8 protein-coding genes are annotated in these 16,980 nt (G+C 68.3%); 3 read left to right on the top strand and 5 right to left on the bottom strand.

Translation table 11 applies throughout. From position 1 onward, the window contains the following. The first annotated feature begins 47 nt into the window (after window positions 1–47). Together katG and BM066_RS08095 are read left to right on the top strand one after the other, a co-directional pair. Window positions 48–2,228 (top strand): catalase/peroxidase HPI, encoded by a 2,181-nt coding sequence (gene katG, locus BM066_RS08090; RefSeq protein WP_029589465.1) that lies wholly within the window; start codon window positions 48–50, stop codon window positions 2,226–2,228. A 257-nt stretch (window positions 2,229–2,485) separates the two neighbouring features. Continuing rightward, window positions 2,486–3,829 (top strand): LLM class flavin-dependent oxidoreductase, encoded by a 1,344-nt coding sequence (locus tag BM066_RS08095; RefSeq protein ID WP_089926104.1) that lies wholly within the window; start codon window positions 2,486–2,488, stop codon window positions 3,827–3,829. A gap of 13 nt (window positions 3,830–3,842) precedes the next feature. Here the strand turns inward: BM066_RS08095 and BM066_RS08100 are convergent, their stop codons facing one another. From BM066_RS08100 to BM066_RS08115, 4 genes are all read right to left on the bottom strand, one after another. Further along, window positions 3,843–5,900 (bottom strand): glycoside hydrolase family 43 protein, encoded by a 2,058-nt coding sequence (locus BM066_RS08100; protein ID WP_089926107.1) that lies wholly within the window; start codon window positions 5,898–5,900, stop codon window positions 3,843–3,845. A 225-nt stretch (window positions 5,901–6,125) separates the two neighbouring features. Then, entirely contained in the window at window positions 6,126–9,146 is a 3,021-nt protein-coding gene (locus BM066_RS08105) for a TonB-dependent receptor plug domain-containing protein (protein WP_029589464.1), read from the bottom strand. Window positions 9,147–9,285: 139 nt separating this feature from the next. Continuing rightward, window positions 9,286–12,324, bottom strand: a complete 3,039-nt coding sequence (locus BM066_RS08110; RefSeq protein WP_018113229.1) for a glycosyl hydrolase family 28-related protein — start codon at window positions 12,322–12,324, stop codon at window positions 9,286–9,288. Between the two features lie 29 nt (window positions 12,325–12,353). After that, a complete protein-coding gene (locus BM066_RS08115; RefSeq protein WP_089926110.1) occupies window positions 12,354–15,371 on the bottom strand; it encodes a glycosyl hydrolase family 28-related protein in 3,018 nt (1,005 codons plus the stop codon). A 166-nt stretch (window positions 15,372–15,537) separates the two neighbouring features. Between BM066_RS08115 and BM066_RS08120 the strand changes: the two genes are divergently transcribed. Further along, the gene (locus BM066_RS08120; protein WP_255367519.1) at window positions 15,538–16,113 is read left to right on the top strand and encodes a gluconokinase; all 576 of its coding nucleotides are present in this window, start codon (window positions 15,538–15,540) and stop codon (window positions 16,111–16,113) included. A gap of 46 nt (window positions 16,114–16,159) precedes the next feature. On the opposite strand, the gene BM066_RS08125 is transcribed toward BM066_RS08120, so the two are convergent. Continuing rightward, on the bottom strand, window positions 16,160–16,837 hold the full coding sequence (locus BM066_RS08125) for a FadR/GntR family transcriptional regulator (protein ID WP_029589463.1): 678 nt from the start codon (window positions 16,835–16,837) through the stop codon (window positions 16,160–16,162). Window positions 16,838–16,980: the final 143 nt, after the last annotated feature.

Raw genomic sequence — 16,980 nt, forward strand, 5'->3', positions numbered from 1 at the left:
GCGCCGAACTCGGCGATCAGAACCAGCCAGCGCGGAGAAAGACGACGATGGACGCCAAGGTCGAAGACAGCGCTCAAGCCCAATGCCCGATGGGGCGAAGGGGCGCCAAGGGCAACCGCGATTGGTGGCCGCAGAACCTGCGCCTCGAGAGCCTCAATCAACATTCGCCGCGCTCAGACCCCATGGGCGAGGCCTTCAACTACGCCGAGGAATTCAAGAGTCTCGACCTGAACGCGGTGATCGCCGACCTGCGCGCGCTGATGACCGACTCGCAGGATTGGTGGCCGGCCGACTTCGGCCACTATGGCGGTCTGTTCATCCGGCTGGCCTGGCACAGCGCGGGCACCTACCGCATCGCCGACGGCCGCGGCGGCGCGGGCGGCGGGCAACAGCGCTTCGCGCCGCTCAATAGCTGGCCGGACAACGCCAACCTGGACAAGGCTCGCCGGCTGCTGTGGCCGATCAAGCAGAAGTACGGCCGCAAGATCTCGTGGGCCGATCTCTACGTCCTGGTCGGCAACGTCGCCCTGGAGTCCATGGGTTTCAAGACCTTCGGCTTCGGCGGCGGCCGAGCCGACACCTGGGAACCCGAGGAGCTGTTCTGGGGCCCCGAGGGGTCCTGGCTGGGCGACGAGCGCTACAGCGGCGAGCGTCAGCTGCACCCGACGCTGGGCGCCGTGCAGATGGGCCTGATCTACGTCAATCCCGAAGGGCCGAACGGCAATCCCGATCCCGTGGCCGCGGCGCGGGACATCCGCGAAACCTTCGCCCGGATGGCGATGAACGACGAGGAGACCGTCGCCCTGATCGCCGGCGGCCACTCCTTCGGCAAGACCCACGGCGCCGGAGATCCCTCGTTCGTCGGCCCCGAACCGGAGGGCGAGGCCATCGAAGCCCAAGGCTTGGGTTGGAGGAGCAAGCACGGAACCGGGGTCGGCGCCGACGCCATCACCGGCGGCCCGGAGGTGACCTGGAGCCAGACGCCGACCAAGTGGAGCAACCACTTCTTCGACAACCTCTTCAAGTTCGAATGGGAGCTCACCAGGAGTCCGGCCGGCGCGCAGCAGTGGCAGGCCAAGAACGCCCCGGCCGACATCCCCGACGCTCACGACGGCGCCAAGCGGCATCCGCCCAAGATGCTGACCACGGATCTCGCCCTGCGCTTCGATCCCGAATACGAGAAGATCTCGCGGCGGTTCCACGAGAATCCCGACCAGTTCGCCGACGCCTTCGCCCGCGCCTGGTTCAAGCTCACGCACCGCGACATGGGACCGATCGGACGCTATCTCGGCCCGCTGGTGCCCCAGGAGACGCTGATCTGGCAGGACCCGATCCCGGCCGTGGACCACCCGCTGGTCGACGCCCAGGACATCGCCGCTCTGAAGGCCAGGATCCTGTCGTCGGAGCTTTCCATCCCGCAGCTCGTCTCGGCCGCCTGGGCGTCGGCCTCGACCTACCGTGGCTCCGACAAGCGGGGCGGCGCCAACGGCGCGCGCATCCGCCTCGCGCCGCAGAAGGACTGGGAGGTGAACGACCCGCCGGCCCTGGCCAAGGTGCTGGCGACGCTGGAGGCGATCCAGGCCGAGTTCAACGGCTCGGCCAGCGGCGGGAAGAAGATCTCGCTGGCCGACCTGATCGTCCTGGGCGGCGCCGCGGCGGTCGAGAAGGCGGCCAAGGACGCGGGGACGCCGACGGAGGTTCCCTTCACGCCCGGACGCATGGACGCCTCGGCCGAGCAGACCGACGCGGACTCCTTCGCGCCGCTGGAACCGATCTCGGACGGCTTCCGCAACTATCGCGAAAACGGCCCGCAGTTCATGGCGCCCGAGGAGGCGCTCGTCGACCGCGCCCAGCTGCTGCGCCTGAGCGGGCCGGAACTGACGGTCCTGGTCGGCGGGCTTCGGGTCCTGGGCGCCAACACCGGCGGCTCCAAGGCCGGCGTCTTCACCAACCGCCCGGGCGTTCTCACGAACGACTTCTTCGTGAACCTGCTCAGCATGGACACGACGTGGAGTCCGACCGCCGCCAACGCCTTCGTGGGCCATGACCGCAAGAGCGGCGAGCCGCGGTGGACCGCCACCCGCGTCGACCTGATCTTCGGATCGCACGCCGAGTTGCGCGCCTTCGCCGAGGTCTATGCCTGCTCGGACTCGCAAGACAAGTTCGTGAAGGACTTCGTGAAGGCCTGGAACAAGGTGATGAACGCCGACCGGCTGGACCTGAACTGACGCGTTCCGACGCGAACGAGACCTCCTGGGGCGCCCGCCGCCATGACGGGCGCCCCAACCTTGTCGGCCGACCTCGGCGCCGCCCGTTCGAGGCGTGCAATTTTCCTAGGACCGATGAAAGAAAACCAGAAACACTCTGTAATTATTGACTATTTTGACGTCCAATTGATCAACGCAAATCGCCCTGTTCAGCAGTGCTCGTTATCGGAGAACGGCGTGAAACCGTAGCCTCAGGCTCCAATTTCGAGGGCTTGACCATGACTCAGCATCCTACCCGCCAGCTCAAACTGGGCGCGATCCTGGCCGGTGTCGGCACCGATCACACACGCTGGCGCGATCCGGCCCTGCCCGGCGACGCCAGCATCGACATCAACTGGTACATCGACAACGCCCGCCTGGCCGAGGCCGCCAAGTTCGACCTGGTGTTCATCGTCGACAGCCCGTTCATCACCCCCGACACCGCCCCGCACTTCCTCAACCGGCTGGAGCCCCTGACCCTGCTGTCGGCCGTGGCGGTCTCGACCTCGAAGATCGGCCTGGTCGGCACCCTGACCACCTCCTACTGGGAGCCCTACAACGTCGCCCGCCAGTTCGGCTCGCTGGACCACATCAGCAAGGGCCGGGCCGGCTGGAACGTGGTGACCACCGGCCTGGAAGGCGCGGCGAGGAACTATGGCCGCGACGAGCATTTCGACCATGCCGAGCGCTATGAGCGGGCCGGCGAGTTCGTCGAGGTGGTCCAGGGCCTGTGGGACAGCTACGAGGACGACGCCTTCCCGCGCGACAAGGCCGCCGGCGTCTTCCTGGACAAGACCAAGCAGCATGCGCTGAACCACAAGGGCAAGCACTTCTCGGTGGCCGGTCCCCTGGCCATATCACACTCGCCGCAAGGCCAGCCGGTGATCTTCCAGGCCGGCGTCAGCGGCGCGGGCCGTGACCTGGGCGCCAGGATCGCCGAGGGCGTGTTCGCCGGCGTCGACACCTTCGAGGACGCCCAGGAATACTATGCCGACCTGAAGGCCCGCGCCGCCGCCCTGGGCCGCGATCCCGACCACATCAGCGTGCTGCCGGGCATCGCCCCGATCATCGCCGACACCGACGAGGAGGCCCAGGCGATCGCCGAGGCCCAGGCCGGCGGCCGCGAGATCGAAAAGCTGCTGGTCGAGCTGGGCCGCGCCTTCGGCTACCACGACTTCAAGCAGTATCCGCTGGACGGCCCGTTCCCTGATGTCAGCAAGCTCAGCCTCAACAGCTATAAGGGCCATGCCGAGCGCATCGTCCGCATCGCCCGGGCCGAGAACCTGACGGTGCGCCAGGCGGCGGAGCGCTTCGGCCGCTGGAAGGCCAATTTCGTCGGCTCGCCCCAGACCGTCGCCGATGAGATCGAGCGCTGGTTCGTCGGCCGCGCCGTCGACGGATTCATCCTCCACGTCACCGGACCGCACGCGTTCGCCCAGTTCCGCGAGAAGGTCGTGCCGATCCTCCAGGCCAAGGGCCTGTTCCGCACCGAATACGAGCACGACACCCTGCGCGGCCACCTGGGCCTGCCGGTTCCGGAGCACCGCTGGGCTAGGTCGCCCGATCAGATCGCGGCCGAATAGGCCGCGATCGCCTTCACTTCGCCGGCCGGCTCTTCGACGCGCCGGTCGACCAGAGGAAGCGGACGCCGTCGCGCCCGTCCGGCGCCGGCCCGGGGCTGTCGGCGAACACCTTGCCGGTGGCCGGATCGATCCTCAGGAAGCGATGGGTGGCCAGGGACATCAGCACCAGTTCGCCGGTCGGCGTCTCGATCCACTGGAAGCTCTGACCGGCGCCCGGGCGGCCGTCCGACAGGCTGACGCCGCCGCTCGGGTCCACGGCGAGGTAGGCCCCGCCGGACTTGAGCGCCACGCGCCCCAGCTTCATGTCCACGACGGTGAAAGGCGTCGGCGGCCCCGCTTGCAGGCGCCCGGCCTCGACGCCAAGGCCAGTCGCGGCGCCGAACCCGGTCAGGCGCACGGCCTGGCCGTAGGGGATCGGTCGCATCAGTCCGTGAGGATCGGGCTCGCGCACCCTGATGCTGTCGAAGTCGGCGTGGCCGCCGGCCTGCCCAGCCTGGTTGTAGGCGAACAGCGAATAGCGGACGCCCTGGAAGGTCTTCAGCTGGAAGACCATGTCGAACGGGCCGCCCAGGGGCGTGAAGTGCTCGCCGTCGGCCGAATAGCTGAACTGGCTCTTCTCGGCGAGGAAGTCGGCGTGCCAGATCGGACCGACAGGGATCGGAACCCGCGCGCGATCGCCCGTATAGGCGTTGAACTGCACCAGGCTCAGCCCGTCGCCGTCGCGCTCGACCCCGATCCAGGCATAGGGCTTGTTCAGCAGCGCCAGGCCGGCCACGTCCCCGGGCCGCAGACCCGACGGATCGAGCTTGACGACCGGCGACGACCGCGGACCGATCGCCCGCTGAGTCAGGGTGTTTCGCGCCTCCCAGAAGCTCTTGGCCGGCTGGGTCTTCAGGCGCAGGAAACCGGGCCGCTCGGCGAGGGACCATTTGTCGTCGACCGGGACATGGTTCCACTGCCAGATCGGCTTGAGCGTCGGGGCGGAGAAGTCGTCGTCCCGTTCGTACGGGGCCGAGATCGGCTCCACCTTAGCCGTCTTCGGTTTCACCCAGGCGCGCGGCGTGCGGCCCAGATTGCCGGGAAGCCCGAAATAGGGCCAGCCGTCCTTCCAGGTCACCGGAGACAGCGCCGTGAGCCGGCCCACGGCGTTGTAGTCCATCATCGAATAGCCCCACCACTCGCCGGCCGGCGTCCGGATCACCCCGCCCTGGTGCAGCGAATGCCGTCCGCGCGATTCGGGGTCGCCCGGCCGGATCCTGTCGCCCTCCAGCCGGTTGCCCTGGGCGAGGCCGAAGTCCTCGTCGATGCTGACGGCGCGATTGACCTCGTAGGGTCCCTCCGGCCGATCGGCCCGAGCCGCCGCCAGCCGCATCGGCCCGTCCCAGACGGCGCTGGTGATGTAGTAGCGGCCGTCGATCTTGTAGAAATGCGAGCCCTCGCCCATGCCCGAACCCTTCGGAATGATGATCCTCTGAGTGCCCGGCACGATGTCCGTGAGCTGATCGTTCAGTTGGGCGAACAGGACCTCGTCGTAGCCCCAGACGACATAGACCTTGCCGTCGTCGTCGAAGAGCACCGAAAGGTCGTGCAGCGAGACCTTCATCGGCGTTCGCGTCCACGGCCCGGCCGGGCTGGTCGCGCGGAAGACCTGGGTGGTCTGGCCGTTCACATTGCTGAAGATGTAGAAGACGCCGTCGTGGTGGCGAAAGCTCGGCGCCCAGATGCCCTGGCCGTAGATCTCTCGGCCATCTTCCAGCCGAAACTGCGGACCCAGGTCCAGCTTGTCCGAGGCGTAGGCCACGAAACGCCAGTTCACCAGATCCCGCGAGCGCAGAATCGGCAGGCCGGGCATGGCGTGCATCGTCGTGCCCGTCAGATAGAAGTCGTCGCCGACCCTGATCATGTCGGGGTCGGAGAACTCGTCGTAGAACAGCGGGTTGGTGAACGTGCCGTCGCCGTTGTCGGCGGTCCAAGTGCGCGAGGCCGGGCCCCGCTCCGCCGGTTCGGCGCTTGCGGGCGAGGTCGACAAGACCAGAGCCAGGCCGATCACCCCAACGACTTTCAGCAGCACGAGCACCTCTCCAAGCTTGTTCCACACGGCGACGGCGTGCGAGCGGGAGCCCGCGCCTCGCGCCTTCGCCACCCGGCCCGAACGGCGCAAGCCCTGCCCTCGGTCCGCGCCAAGACCTCATAGGCCCTCGCCCACCACGAGAAAACGCCCGGGCCGGTACGGCGGTGAAGCCGTGCCGATCCGGGCGGCCGCCCAGGGGGGAGGGGGGGGATTGGGCGGCTTGAGTTAGAAGCTGTAGCGCAGGCCGACGTGGTAGAACCGGCCCAGCAGGTCGTAGAGCGCCGGATTGGCGTCCAGGCCGGTGTTGGTCTGGGGCGATGGCGTCGGATCCCGGTTGAACAGGTTGGCGACCTTGAAATAGGCCGTCAGTCCCTTCTTCACCTCATAGGATCCGCTCAGGTCCACGTAGGTGGCGCCCTTCATCTGGTTGTAGTCGATGGTCGGGTAGTTGTTGTTGTCGGCTGCGGTTCTACCCACCGGACAGCTGCCGGCGGCGCACTCGATGTACTGGCCGCCGATGACGCCGTCGCTGAACCAGCGCTCCTGCAGGCTGAGCATGAACCGGTCCGAACTCCAGCTCTGGACGGCGAGCACCTTCCAGTCCGGCGTGGCCCCGGAGTTCTGGCCCGCGGTGTCGATGACGGAGCCGCCGGGGAAGCCTTGATTGGTGACGAACTTGTGGGTGTTGGTCGCCAGGGCGCGCAGGTCGAAGTGGCCCGGCACGCTCGGGATATCGAACCGGTAGCTGGCTTCGATGTCGAAACCGCTGGTCTTGATCGAGGCCAGGTTGAACACCTGGGCGTTGACGTAGGGCGTCGTGCCGGCCGGCGGGGCGAAATTGAAGCTGCCGCAATACTGCGTCAGACCCGCATAGCAGAAGTTGACGACCTGCTGAGCGCTCAGGCTGGAGATGCCGCCGTTCAGGACGATGTTGTACCAATCGACCGACACGCTGAAACCCGGCAGCCATTTGGGGTTGGACAGCACCACGCCGAGGCTGGCGTTCTTGGCGATTTCCGGCTTCAGGTTCGGGTTGCCGACCACGTTCTGGAGAACCAGCAGCGCGCCGGGGCCCGCGGGCTGGCCGGGCGGAGGCGTGCCGTTCGAGGGAATGGTGAAGTTGGGCAGCGTGGTCGTGACCGGCGCGGCGTAAAGCTCCGACAGGTTGGGCGCGCGGACGTCGCGCGAGGTCACCGCCCGCAGGCGGACGCCGTCGACCGGCGTGTCCCAGGTGGCGCCGACCTTCCAGGTATAGACCGTGCCCGAGGTGCTGTAGTCGGTCCAGCGGCCGGCGGCGTTGAGGTTGGCCTTGCCCGCGGCTTCGGAGTTCACCAGCGGCACGTTCACTTCGGCGTACGCTTCCTTGACGTTGTATTTGCCGGCGCCGGAGTGATAGTTGCCCGCGTACCAGTTGTTTCCCGCCGTCGCGAGCAATGGATCCGCCGGATAGTCGGCGGTGTAGGGCGAAGCCGCCGAACCGTCGCCATAGGGGTCGCCCTGGACGTGGTAGGCCTCGCGGCGATACTCGGCGCCGAACGCCAAGGCCACGGGTCCCGCCCATCCGTTGATGGGCTCGCCGCTGAAGTTGATGCTGGCGACATCCTGCTTCTGGACCGAATGCTGGTACGGGCCGTTCTCGGGCGTGATGTAGGCCAGCGCCGCGTCGCTGGGCCGCTGTCCGCCGAAGACGTTGATCGGCTGGCAGCCGTTGGCCCGCGCCACGGGGTCGGCGCAGACGATCTGGCCATTGACGAGGACGGCCTGGACAGCCGCGTTGTAGCGGTTTTTCAGCAGGATGTCGCGAACATGGATGTTCGTGGTGTTCTCGCCGTGCTGGTAGTAGGCGTCGTAGCGCCAATCCGTGCCGAGGGCGGTGAACTTGCCGTCGGCGCCGATCACCCCGCGATACTGCGTCCGCGTCGGATGCACCGAGATGTTCCTAGGCAGCAGGGCGTTGCTGGTGCCGAAGGTGAAGCTGGTGATGTTGTTGGCGGCGCAGGCGGCCACGACCGACGCCGGCAGATAGGGATTGGAGCACGACATCGTCAGGCCGGTCGTCGCCGCGCCCGGATTGGGCTGGTTGCTGGATTCGACACGGGCGACGTTCAGGGTCGCGTAGATCTCGTTGTTATCGTCGATGTCGTAGGCGATCCGGCCGTAGCTGTTCATCCGCTTGATTTCGGACTGCAGCGACGTGCCGACGCCGACATTGCCCGACAGGTCGCCGCCGACGCAGAAGCCGCCATTCGAGTAGCAACCGATCACCGCGCCGTTGGCGGCCTTGGACGGCACGCCGTTCGAGCCGTACTGGAACTGGAACGGGTTTCCGTTCTGGTCGAAGGCGGTGCCTTGCAGAGGCCCTGCGCTAATCAGGCCGTACTTGGTGTACTGATAGGCCTGGGCGTGCTCGCGGTAGAGGTATTGCGGCGAGCCGTCGTTGGTGACGCCGCGATTGATCAGGGTGGCCGTGGTGTACCAGTCGCGACTGCCCGGCGCGTCCTCGCCGAAGCCGCCGGCGGGCACGCCTTCTTCGTCGTCATATTCGGCGCTGACCTGGACGTGCAGGCGATCGTTCAGGAAGGCCTTGCCGCCGGCGACCTGCAGCAGGAACTGCTCGTTGTCGCCATAGGTCGTGACGCCGCCGGCGACATTGGCCTTGAAACCTTCGAACTTCTTGTCGGTGATGAAGTTGACGACGCCGCCGACCGCGTCAGAGCCGTAGGAGGCGGACGCGCCGCCGGTCACGACGTCGACCCGCTGGACCAGCAGTTGCGGGAACAGGCTGATATCGGGAACACCCGTGATGTTGGCGGGAACCACGCGTTGGCCGTCCAGCAGGGTGAGCGTCCTGATCGGGGTCAGGCCGCGCAGCGAGAATGAGCTCAAACCCTGCGAACCGCTCGAGGTGCTGAACGTACCGGTGGTCGCGCCCGTCGACCCCTGCAAGGAGGGCAATTGGGCGATGGTGGTGAAGACGTTCGGCTCGGCGTTGCGCTCCAGGTCGGCCTGGCCCAGGGCCTGGGTCGGCGTGGGCGCGGTGAAGCCGGTGGACCGGATCCGGGAGCCGGTGACCACGATTTCGGAGAGCGCGGTGGCGGAGGCGGGCTCAGGCGCCGCGGGGGGCGCTGGAACCTGCGCCGTCTGCGCGTTGGCGGATCCCGCTGATACGATCACCGCGACCGCGCTGGTCGCGAACAAAGCGCTCAAAAAGGATGATCCCCCGCGTGCGCGACTGACAACACTCATCCTGCAGCCTCCCGTTTTTCGTTGAGTCCATCGACGATGGCCTCGCAGGAATCTGTCAGACAAAAGGGGGGCGAACCATACGACCATGGTCGTACATCGGCCGGGCGGCGACCGCCAAAGCGCCCGCCGGTCCTTGGATCTATTGGCCGCGCACCGCGTAGAGCGCGTGATGGGTCAGGACGAACAGGGTCCGCTTGTCGGGGCCGCCGAAGACCAGCTGAAGCGGTCGTTCGGGCACGTCTAGACGCCCCAGCTCCCGACCGTCCGGGGCGTAGACGAACACCTGGCCGTTGGCGACATAGACGCGCCCCTCCCCGTCCGTCGCGACGCTCTCGCCGCCGCGATCGGCGAAGGGCTTCAGGTCGGTGATCGCGCCCTGTTGACCGACCAGGCCGCTATAGGTCTTGTTTTCCGAGCTGTTGGCGATGAACACCCGCTGCCCCGGCCGGGCCGTGGTGAAGCCGTAGGTGTCGAGCGCGTCCGAGAAACGCAGACCCCGGAAATCGGGCGGTCCTTGTTGGAAGACGCGGTAGGCCGGCAGGATCAGGCTGCCGTCGGGCGAGACGTACTCCCTGGGCTTGGGCAGGGCCATGTCGCGGGCGAACATCTGCGCCAGGGTGGTGAACTGATAGGTCTCCGGGTCGAGCTGGTCCTTGAACTCGCCGTTGTTCCACCAGTTGACCGGCAGCACCGTCGCCGCGGCTGGATGATCGGCCGCCGGGGTCGCGGCGATCACCGTGACCTCGGTGTCGGGACGGCCCGGCCTGAAGCTGTAGACCGCGCCGTCACGGCCGTCCGACGACAGCACCAGCAGGTTCCCCGAGCCGTCGACGGCCAGGTTGACGGGGTCCAGCGTGTTGTCGCGCACGATCGACAGCTTGCGCTCGGCCGACCAGCTGTAGATGCGCTGATGGCGACGGTCGGTGAAATAGAGCGTCCCGGCCGCGTCCACCGCGCCGCCGCCCAGGGAATAGAAGCCGTCGGCGAGCTTTTCCACCCGGGCGCCGGCCGGGAAGACCGAGGGCGCGACCGGCGGCGGATCGCCGGTCAGGTCCAGCGCCGCGAACTGGCGCTCGCGGACCTCCAGCCCGCTGGTGAGGTCCTGGATCGCGTTCTCGTAAGGATACTTGGTCAGGCGCAGGAAGGTCGCGCAGCCGTTCTCGTCGCAGGTCGGAAAGCCGCTTTCGCCGTTCACCGCCACGTTGCGGAATCGGATGTCCCGCGAGTTGTAGACCTTGACCGCCGCGGCGGCCGGCCGCCGCGTCCGGGTCACGCGATAGGCGTGATAGTTGGCCAGCAGGATGTCGTGGGAGTCGCGGATCTCCAGCGAGACGGTGTCCTCGCCCTCGCCGGCCTCCTCCTCGGTCTGCGGCGCCAGGAACTCCCAGTTGGCGACCCGGTTGAGGCTGATCTCGCTGCGCACATGGTGTTCGACCGAGGCCTGGTAGACATGGCCGGGCGTCTGGGTGTCCGACACGTAGATGCCCGAATAGGCGTAGGTGCTGGGACTCCAGAGGTTGGCGAAGGTCCCGCCGCCGCCGTTGGTCACCCACAGGCTGGGATACTGGCCCGCCCAGCGCTTGGCCGGATCGGGGTCGGCCGTGGCGTTGGCGTTGTAGGGATTGAACCGCGTCCCGTCGGCGAGGTTGGTGCCGTGGCCGCCCTGGAACTTGACGTCGTCGACCAGCGACTGGGCGCCGGCCGTCCACAGCAGGGCCGTGGCGCGCGGGTTGATCCCGCCGGTGTTTAGGCCAAGACCCGAGACAATGGCGTCGCCTCCGGCGGCGGAGGCCACCAGCGCCTTGGGCGCGCCGACGCCCTGATAGGCCGGGGTTCCGTCCGGCAGCACGATCTGGGTGAGGCTGGGGTGCAGGCCGATCAACACCGTGTCCGGCCGCAGCTTCAGCGTGTCGGTGACGCGGTAAAAGCCGGCCGGGAAATACACCACGCGATGAGCGTCGATCGTCTTCTGGATGGCGGCGGTGTCGTCGGCGGCGTTGTCGCCCTTGGCGCCCAGGGCGCGCACGTTCGCCCAGTCGGACACGGCCGGCAGCGCCCGGATCGCCGGCGGGCGCGGCGCCGGCAGGCTCGGGATGGCGTCGGCCTTCATGTCGGTCTTGTAGACGCCCATCTGGCCTAGGCCCGGCAGGGTCAGGCCGTAGGTGAACGACGAGACCCGATAGGCGCGTCCCCTGCCTGGCTCGGTCGCCCCGCTGTCGCGGAAGCGGGCGAACACCGGAGTGTTGGCGGCCACGGCGTTCTCGAAGCCGACCTGGGTGTACACGTTGTTCTCGTTGGAGATGACGACCGCCGCCTTCGAGACGTTCTCGAAACGGACGTCCTTGCCCCACAGCCAGTCGCCGTAGCCGCGGTCGATCTCGATCCCCACGGGGGTGTCGCGCATGGCCACATTGACCAGGGTCAGGCCGGCCTCGTGCTCGCGGATCGCCGCGTCCCTCTGGCCTTCGAACGTCGAGTCCAGCAGCACGAAGCCCCAGGCCGGCGACGTCTTCTCGGTCAGGATGCCGTAGCGTCCGCCCTTGAAGCGCAGGTCCTCGGCCGCGTTGCCGACCTGGTAGAGGCCCGCCAGGCCCGAGCCGATGTCGAACTCCATGTGGCTCAAGAAGGCGTGCTGGGCGGCGTGGAAGCGGATCGCCGTCGCCGCCGGATTGCCCCGGCCGATCTCGAAGTCGATGTTGCTCATCGCCGAATAGAAGGTGGCGGAATTGGCGTCGGCGATCTCCTTGTTGAGCGGCACGCTGCCCGGCGGCGGGAACGGCACGCGGCGGGCCGGGTCGGGCTTGGCGCCGGCGAAGATCACCATGTTGGCCACGCCCTTCTGGAACCCCGGCGTCGCGTCGCCCAGCAGGATCCGCGGGCGCGTGGTGCCGACCCCGAACACCCGCACGCCCGGCCACAGGAAGAGCGTCTTGCTGATGCGATAGCGGCCGGACGGCAGGAACACCAGGCCGCCGCCGGGCTTGGCCGCGGCGGCGTCGATCGCGGCCTGGATCGCGGCCCCATCGTCGGCGCGGCCGTCGCCCTTGCCCCGCACCATGACGGCGGCCGGATCGTCGGGCGCGGTCGCGAAGGCCGAGACCGAAGCCGTCGCCGGTCCGCTCGCCGCCACGAGCAGCGCGACCAGGGCCGCGCACGGCGCGACGAACCAGCTCTTCATGGCGAACCTTTTCGTGGTCGGGGTCTTGGTCAGGGCGTCACCGCGTAGAGCGAATGGTGGGCGAGGACAAACAGGGTCTTGTCGCCCTCGCCGCCGAAGATCAGTTGCAGCGGCCGCTCGGGCACGTCGATGCGGCCGGCCAGCCGACCGTCAGGCTCATACTGGAAGATCTGGCCGTTGGCGACGAACACCCGTCCCTGCCCATCGACCGCCACGCTCTCGCCGCCACGATTGGCGAACACCTTCAGGTCGGTCAGCGTCCCGCCGGGTCCAACCTGGCCGCTATAGGTTTTGTTTTCCGAGCCGTTGGTGACGAACACCCGCTCGCCGATCGCGCCGCCGATCAGGCCGTTGGCCTGCAGGCTGTCGGACCAGCGCCAGCCGACATGGTCGGGCGGCCCCTGCCGCCACACCCGAAAGGCCGGCAGCGACAGGCTGCCGTCGGGCGAGACGTATTCCTGCGCCTTGGGCGCGGCGACGTCGCGGGCGAACATCTCGGCCAGGGTGGTGAACTGGCCGGTGGCCGGATCGTACTGGTCCCTGAATTCGCCGTTGTTCCACCAGTTGACCGGCAGCAGCGTCCTGGCGCCGGCGCGCGGCGCCGAGACCGTCGGCGCGATCAGGGTCATCGCGTCCTTGGGCCCGTCGGGATCGATCGAATAGACCGAGGCCTGCGGACCGTAGGAAGACACCACCAGCAGCCTGCCCGAGCGGTCGATCGCCAGGTTCGTGGGATCCAGCGAATGGTCGCGGACCACCTCCAGGCCCTTGGTCCTGGTCCAGCGATAGATCCGCTGGAAGCGCTTCTCCACGAAGTAGAGCGCGCCGTCCGCGCCCACCGTCGCGCCGGAGATCGACCAGAAGCCGGTTTCCAGCTTTTCGACCTTCCGGCCGCTGGCGGCGTCCGCCGGCGGCGGCGTGTCGGTGACGTCCAGCACCGCGAACTCGCGCTCGCGCACCTCCAGCTTGCGGGTCTTGTCTTGGATCGCGTTCTCGAACGGATACTTGCTGGCCCGCAGATAGGTGCCGCAGCTGATCGTGTCGCAAAGGGCGACACCGCTCTCGGCGTTGATGTGGACGTTGCGGAAGCGGATGTCCGACGAGTTGAACAGTTTCACCGCCGTTTCGGCCGGGTGATACGACCGCGTCACCCGGTAGCCGTGATAGTTGGCGAACAGGATGTTGCGCGAGTTGCGCACCTCCAGCGACACCGCGTCGGGGCCGTCGCCGACCTCCTGCTCGGTCTGGGGGGCCAGGAACTCCCAGTTCTGGACGTTGTCGAGCACGAACTCGTTGCGGACGTGATGCTCGACCGAGACCTCGTAGATGTGGCCGGGCGTGTTGGTGTCGGAGATGTAGAAGCCGGCCGAGGCGAAGGTGTTGGGGCTCCAGACGTTGGCGAACGTGCCGCCGCCGCCGTCCGTGACCCAGATGCTGGGATACTGCGCGTCCCAGCGTCCGTCGGCCACCGGATCGCCGCTTCGCGCCTGGGCCGCGCCCAGCGGCTTGCCGTCCATGGTGGGCGTGCCGCCGCCGCCCATGATCTTGACGTCGGTCACCTGCGACTCCGCGCCCGACCGCCACAGCAACGCCGAGGCGCGGGGGTTGACGCGTCCGGTGAAGACGCCCAGCCCGAACAGGATGTTGTCGCCGTCCTTGGGCGTCTCGAGCACGGGCGCCACCGGGCCGACGCCGGCGTGGCGCGGATTGTCGTCGGGGATCACCAGCTGGGTCATGGCGGGATGCAGGCCGATCAGCACTGTGTCCGGCCGCAGCTTCAGCGTGTCGGTGACCTTGTAGAAGCCGATCGGCAGGTAGAGCACGCGATGGGTGTCGATCGCCTTCTGGAGGGCGGCGGTGTCGTCGGCCTGGCCGTCGCCCTTCACGCCCAGCGTCTTGACGTTGGTCCATTGTGCGACCGGCGGCAGCGCGCGAAGGGCCGGGGCCGAAGCCGCCGGCGGGGCCGGCAGCGAAGCCATGTCCACATCGGTCTTGTACTCGCCCATCCGGCCCAGGCCCGGCAGCGTCAGGCCGTAGGTGAACGAGGCCACCTTGTAGGCCCGCCCCCTCCCCCCCACGGGGCCGGCCACGGTCTTGCCGCTGTCGCGGAAGCGGGCGAACACGGGGGTGTTGGACGCCACGGCGTTCTCGAAGCCCACCTGGGTGAAGACGTTGTCTTCGGCGGAGATGACCACCCCGGCCTTGGAGACGTTCTCGAAACGGACGTTCTTGCCCCACAGGCTGTCGCTGTAGCCCCGGTCGATCTCGATGCCGACCGGCGTGTTCCGGATGGCCACGTTGACCAGGGTCAGGTCGACCTCGTGCTCGCGGATCGCCGCGTCGCGCTGACCGTCGAACGTCGAGTCGATCAGGGTGAACTGCCAGGCCGGCGAGGTCTTTTCAGTGACGATTCCGTAGCGGCCGCCGTGGAAGTGGACGTCCTCCATGATGTTGCCGGCCTGGTAGACCCCGGCGAAGGCCGAGCCCAGGCGAAAGTCCATGTGGCTGAGGAAGGCGTGCTGAGCCATGCGGAAACGGACCGCCGCGGCGGCCGGATTGCCCTCGCCGATCTCGACGTCGACATTGCTCAAGGCCGAATAGAAGGTGCCGGAATTGGCGTCGCGCACCTTGTTGGTCGGCGGGACCACGGTCGGCACCGGCACGGGAATGTCGCCCACCTGGTACTGGTCGCCGCCCGTGAACACGATCATCGTGCCCACGCCTGTCTGGAAGCCCGGGGTGTTGGGGCCCAGCACGAAGACCGGCCGGGTCGCGCCGACCCCGAAGAGGCGCACGCCCGGCGGCACCAGGATGCTGCGGCTCAGGCGATAGCGGCCCGACGGCAGGAAGACCAGGCCGTGGCCGGTCTTGTCGCGCGCGGCGTCGAGGGCCTGCTGGACGGCCTGGGTGTCGTCCGCGCGACCGTCACCGACACCCTTGACGGTGATCGCCCGCGGATCGTCGGGCGCGGTGAGCAGAACGGAGCCGGTCGAGGCCAGGGCCGGGGTCGAGGCCGCCAGAAACGCCGCCAAAAGGACCGCTCTCATGCCGCTCTCCTCGTCACAATCCCTTATCGATAAGGAAACCACCGCATGCCCGCCATCCTCGACCATGGTCGTAGTTACGTCCCATCGGCGGCCCGGTAGAACTCGACTTCAACGTACGGCCGCCTGTCGGTCGTTCGACGGACGAGCCAGCCTTCAAGGAAGCCGCTTGCAGTCACCCTCCCCCCCTGCCTCGCCCGCTGGGCTCGCCATCATCGCCATGGGCGTCAGCGGGAGCGGAAAGTCGACGCTCGGCGCCCTGCTGGCGCGCCGGCTCGATTGCCCGTTCCTGGAAGGCGACGACTTCCATGACGCGCGCGCGGTCGCCAAGATGAGCGCCGGTCAGCCTCTCGACGACGACGACCGCTGGCCCTGGCTGGATCGGCTGGGCCTGGCCATCGGCGAGGCCGTCGCGTCGGGAGGACGGGCCGTGGCGGCCTGTTCGGCCCTGAAGCGCGGCTATCGCGAACGCCTGCGCCGCGCCATAGCGGCCCCCACCCGCTTCGTTCTGCTGAACGCGGGCCATGACGAGCTCCTGCGGCGGCTCACCCAACGTTCGGGCCACTATATGCCCGCCAGCCTGCTGGACAGCCAGCTGGCCACCCTCGAGCGCCCCGGCGCCGACGAAGCGGTGTTCACGCTCGGGTCCGTCGCGCCGCCCGAGCGCCTGTGCGACCTCGCCCAGGCCTGGCTGGAAGGCGCCGCGCATCGGGCCGACGGCGCGGCGCGCGCTTCAGGGCATTAGCCGCTTTCGCCCGCGCGAGAGACGCCAGCGCATGGCCTCGACCACGCTAGGGCATCAACCGCTTTCGCCCGCGCGAGAGATGCCAGCGCATGGCCAGGGCGGCGCCGTCGCCGTCCTGGGCGCGGATCGCTTCGACGATCAGCTCGTGCTCGCGCATCATCTCGGCGATCGCTTCCGGCGGTCGCGACCGCGAGATGTCGACCCCCGCGCGCATGATCCGGTCGACGTCGGGCTGCAGCGCCTCGAACGTGACTAGGAAGGCGGGATTGGCGGTGGCCTGCACGATGCGACGGTGCAGCTCCATGTCCTCGGCGTGGGCCGGCGCGTTCGACAGCAGAGCCTCGCGCAGGTTCGAGAGCGCGTCCTCGATGCCGGCCATCTCCTCGGCCGAGCGCCGCGCCGCCGCCAGCCGCGCCGCCTCGGCCTCGAGCACGAAGCGCACCTCGTAGCTGCCCAGGGTCGAGGGCAATTCGGACAGCGGCATGTAGGCGCCCAGTTTGTCCGACGGGCGGTTCTTGACGAAGGACCCGGCCCCCCGCCGGGCCTCGGTGATGCTGTCGGCGGCCAGCCGCACCAGGGCTTCGCGCACGATGGTGCGCGACATGCCCAGCGTCTCGGCCAGACGCGACTCGGACGGCAGGCGATCGCCAACCGCCAAGCCATCGGTGTTGATCATCTCGACGATGGCGGTATAGGCCCGGTCGGCTAGGCGGCCTTGGCTCATCCAACGGATCTCCAATGCGACCGCCACGGCGCGGTCACGCTTTCAGGTTTCACAAAAAGCGCTCGCCGACCAGCACCCCCGCCATGGGCGAACCCTACCGCCGCCGAGACGTCACGACATCTGGTCGGCCGCGCCCCCCTGCA

The organism is Caulobacter sp. UNC279MFTsu5.1, from assembly GCF_900114015.1.
Lineage (GTDB): Bacteria > Pseudomonadota > Alphaproteobacteria > Caulobacterales > Caulobacteraceae > Caulobacter.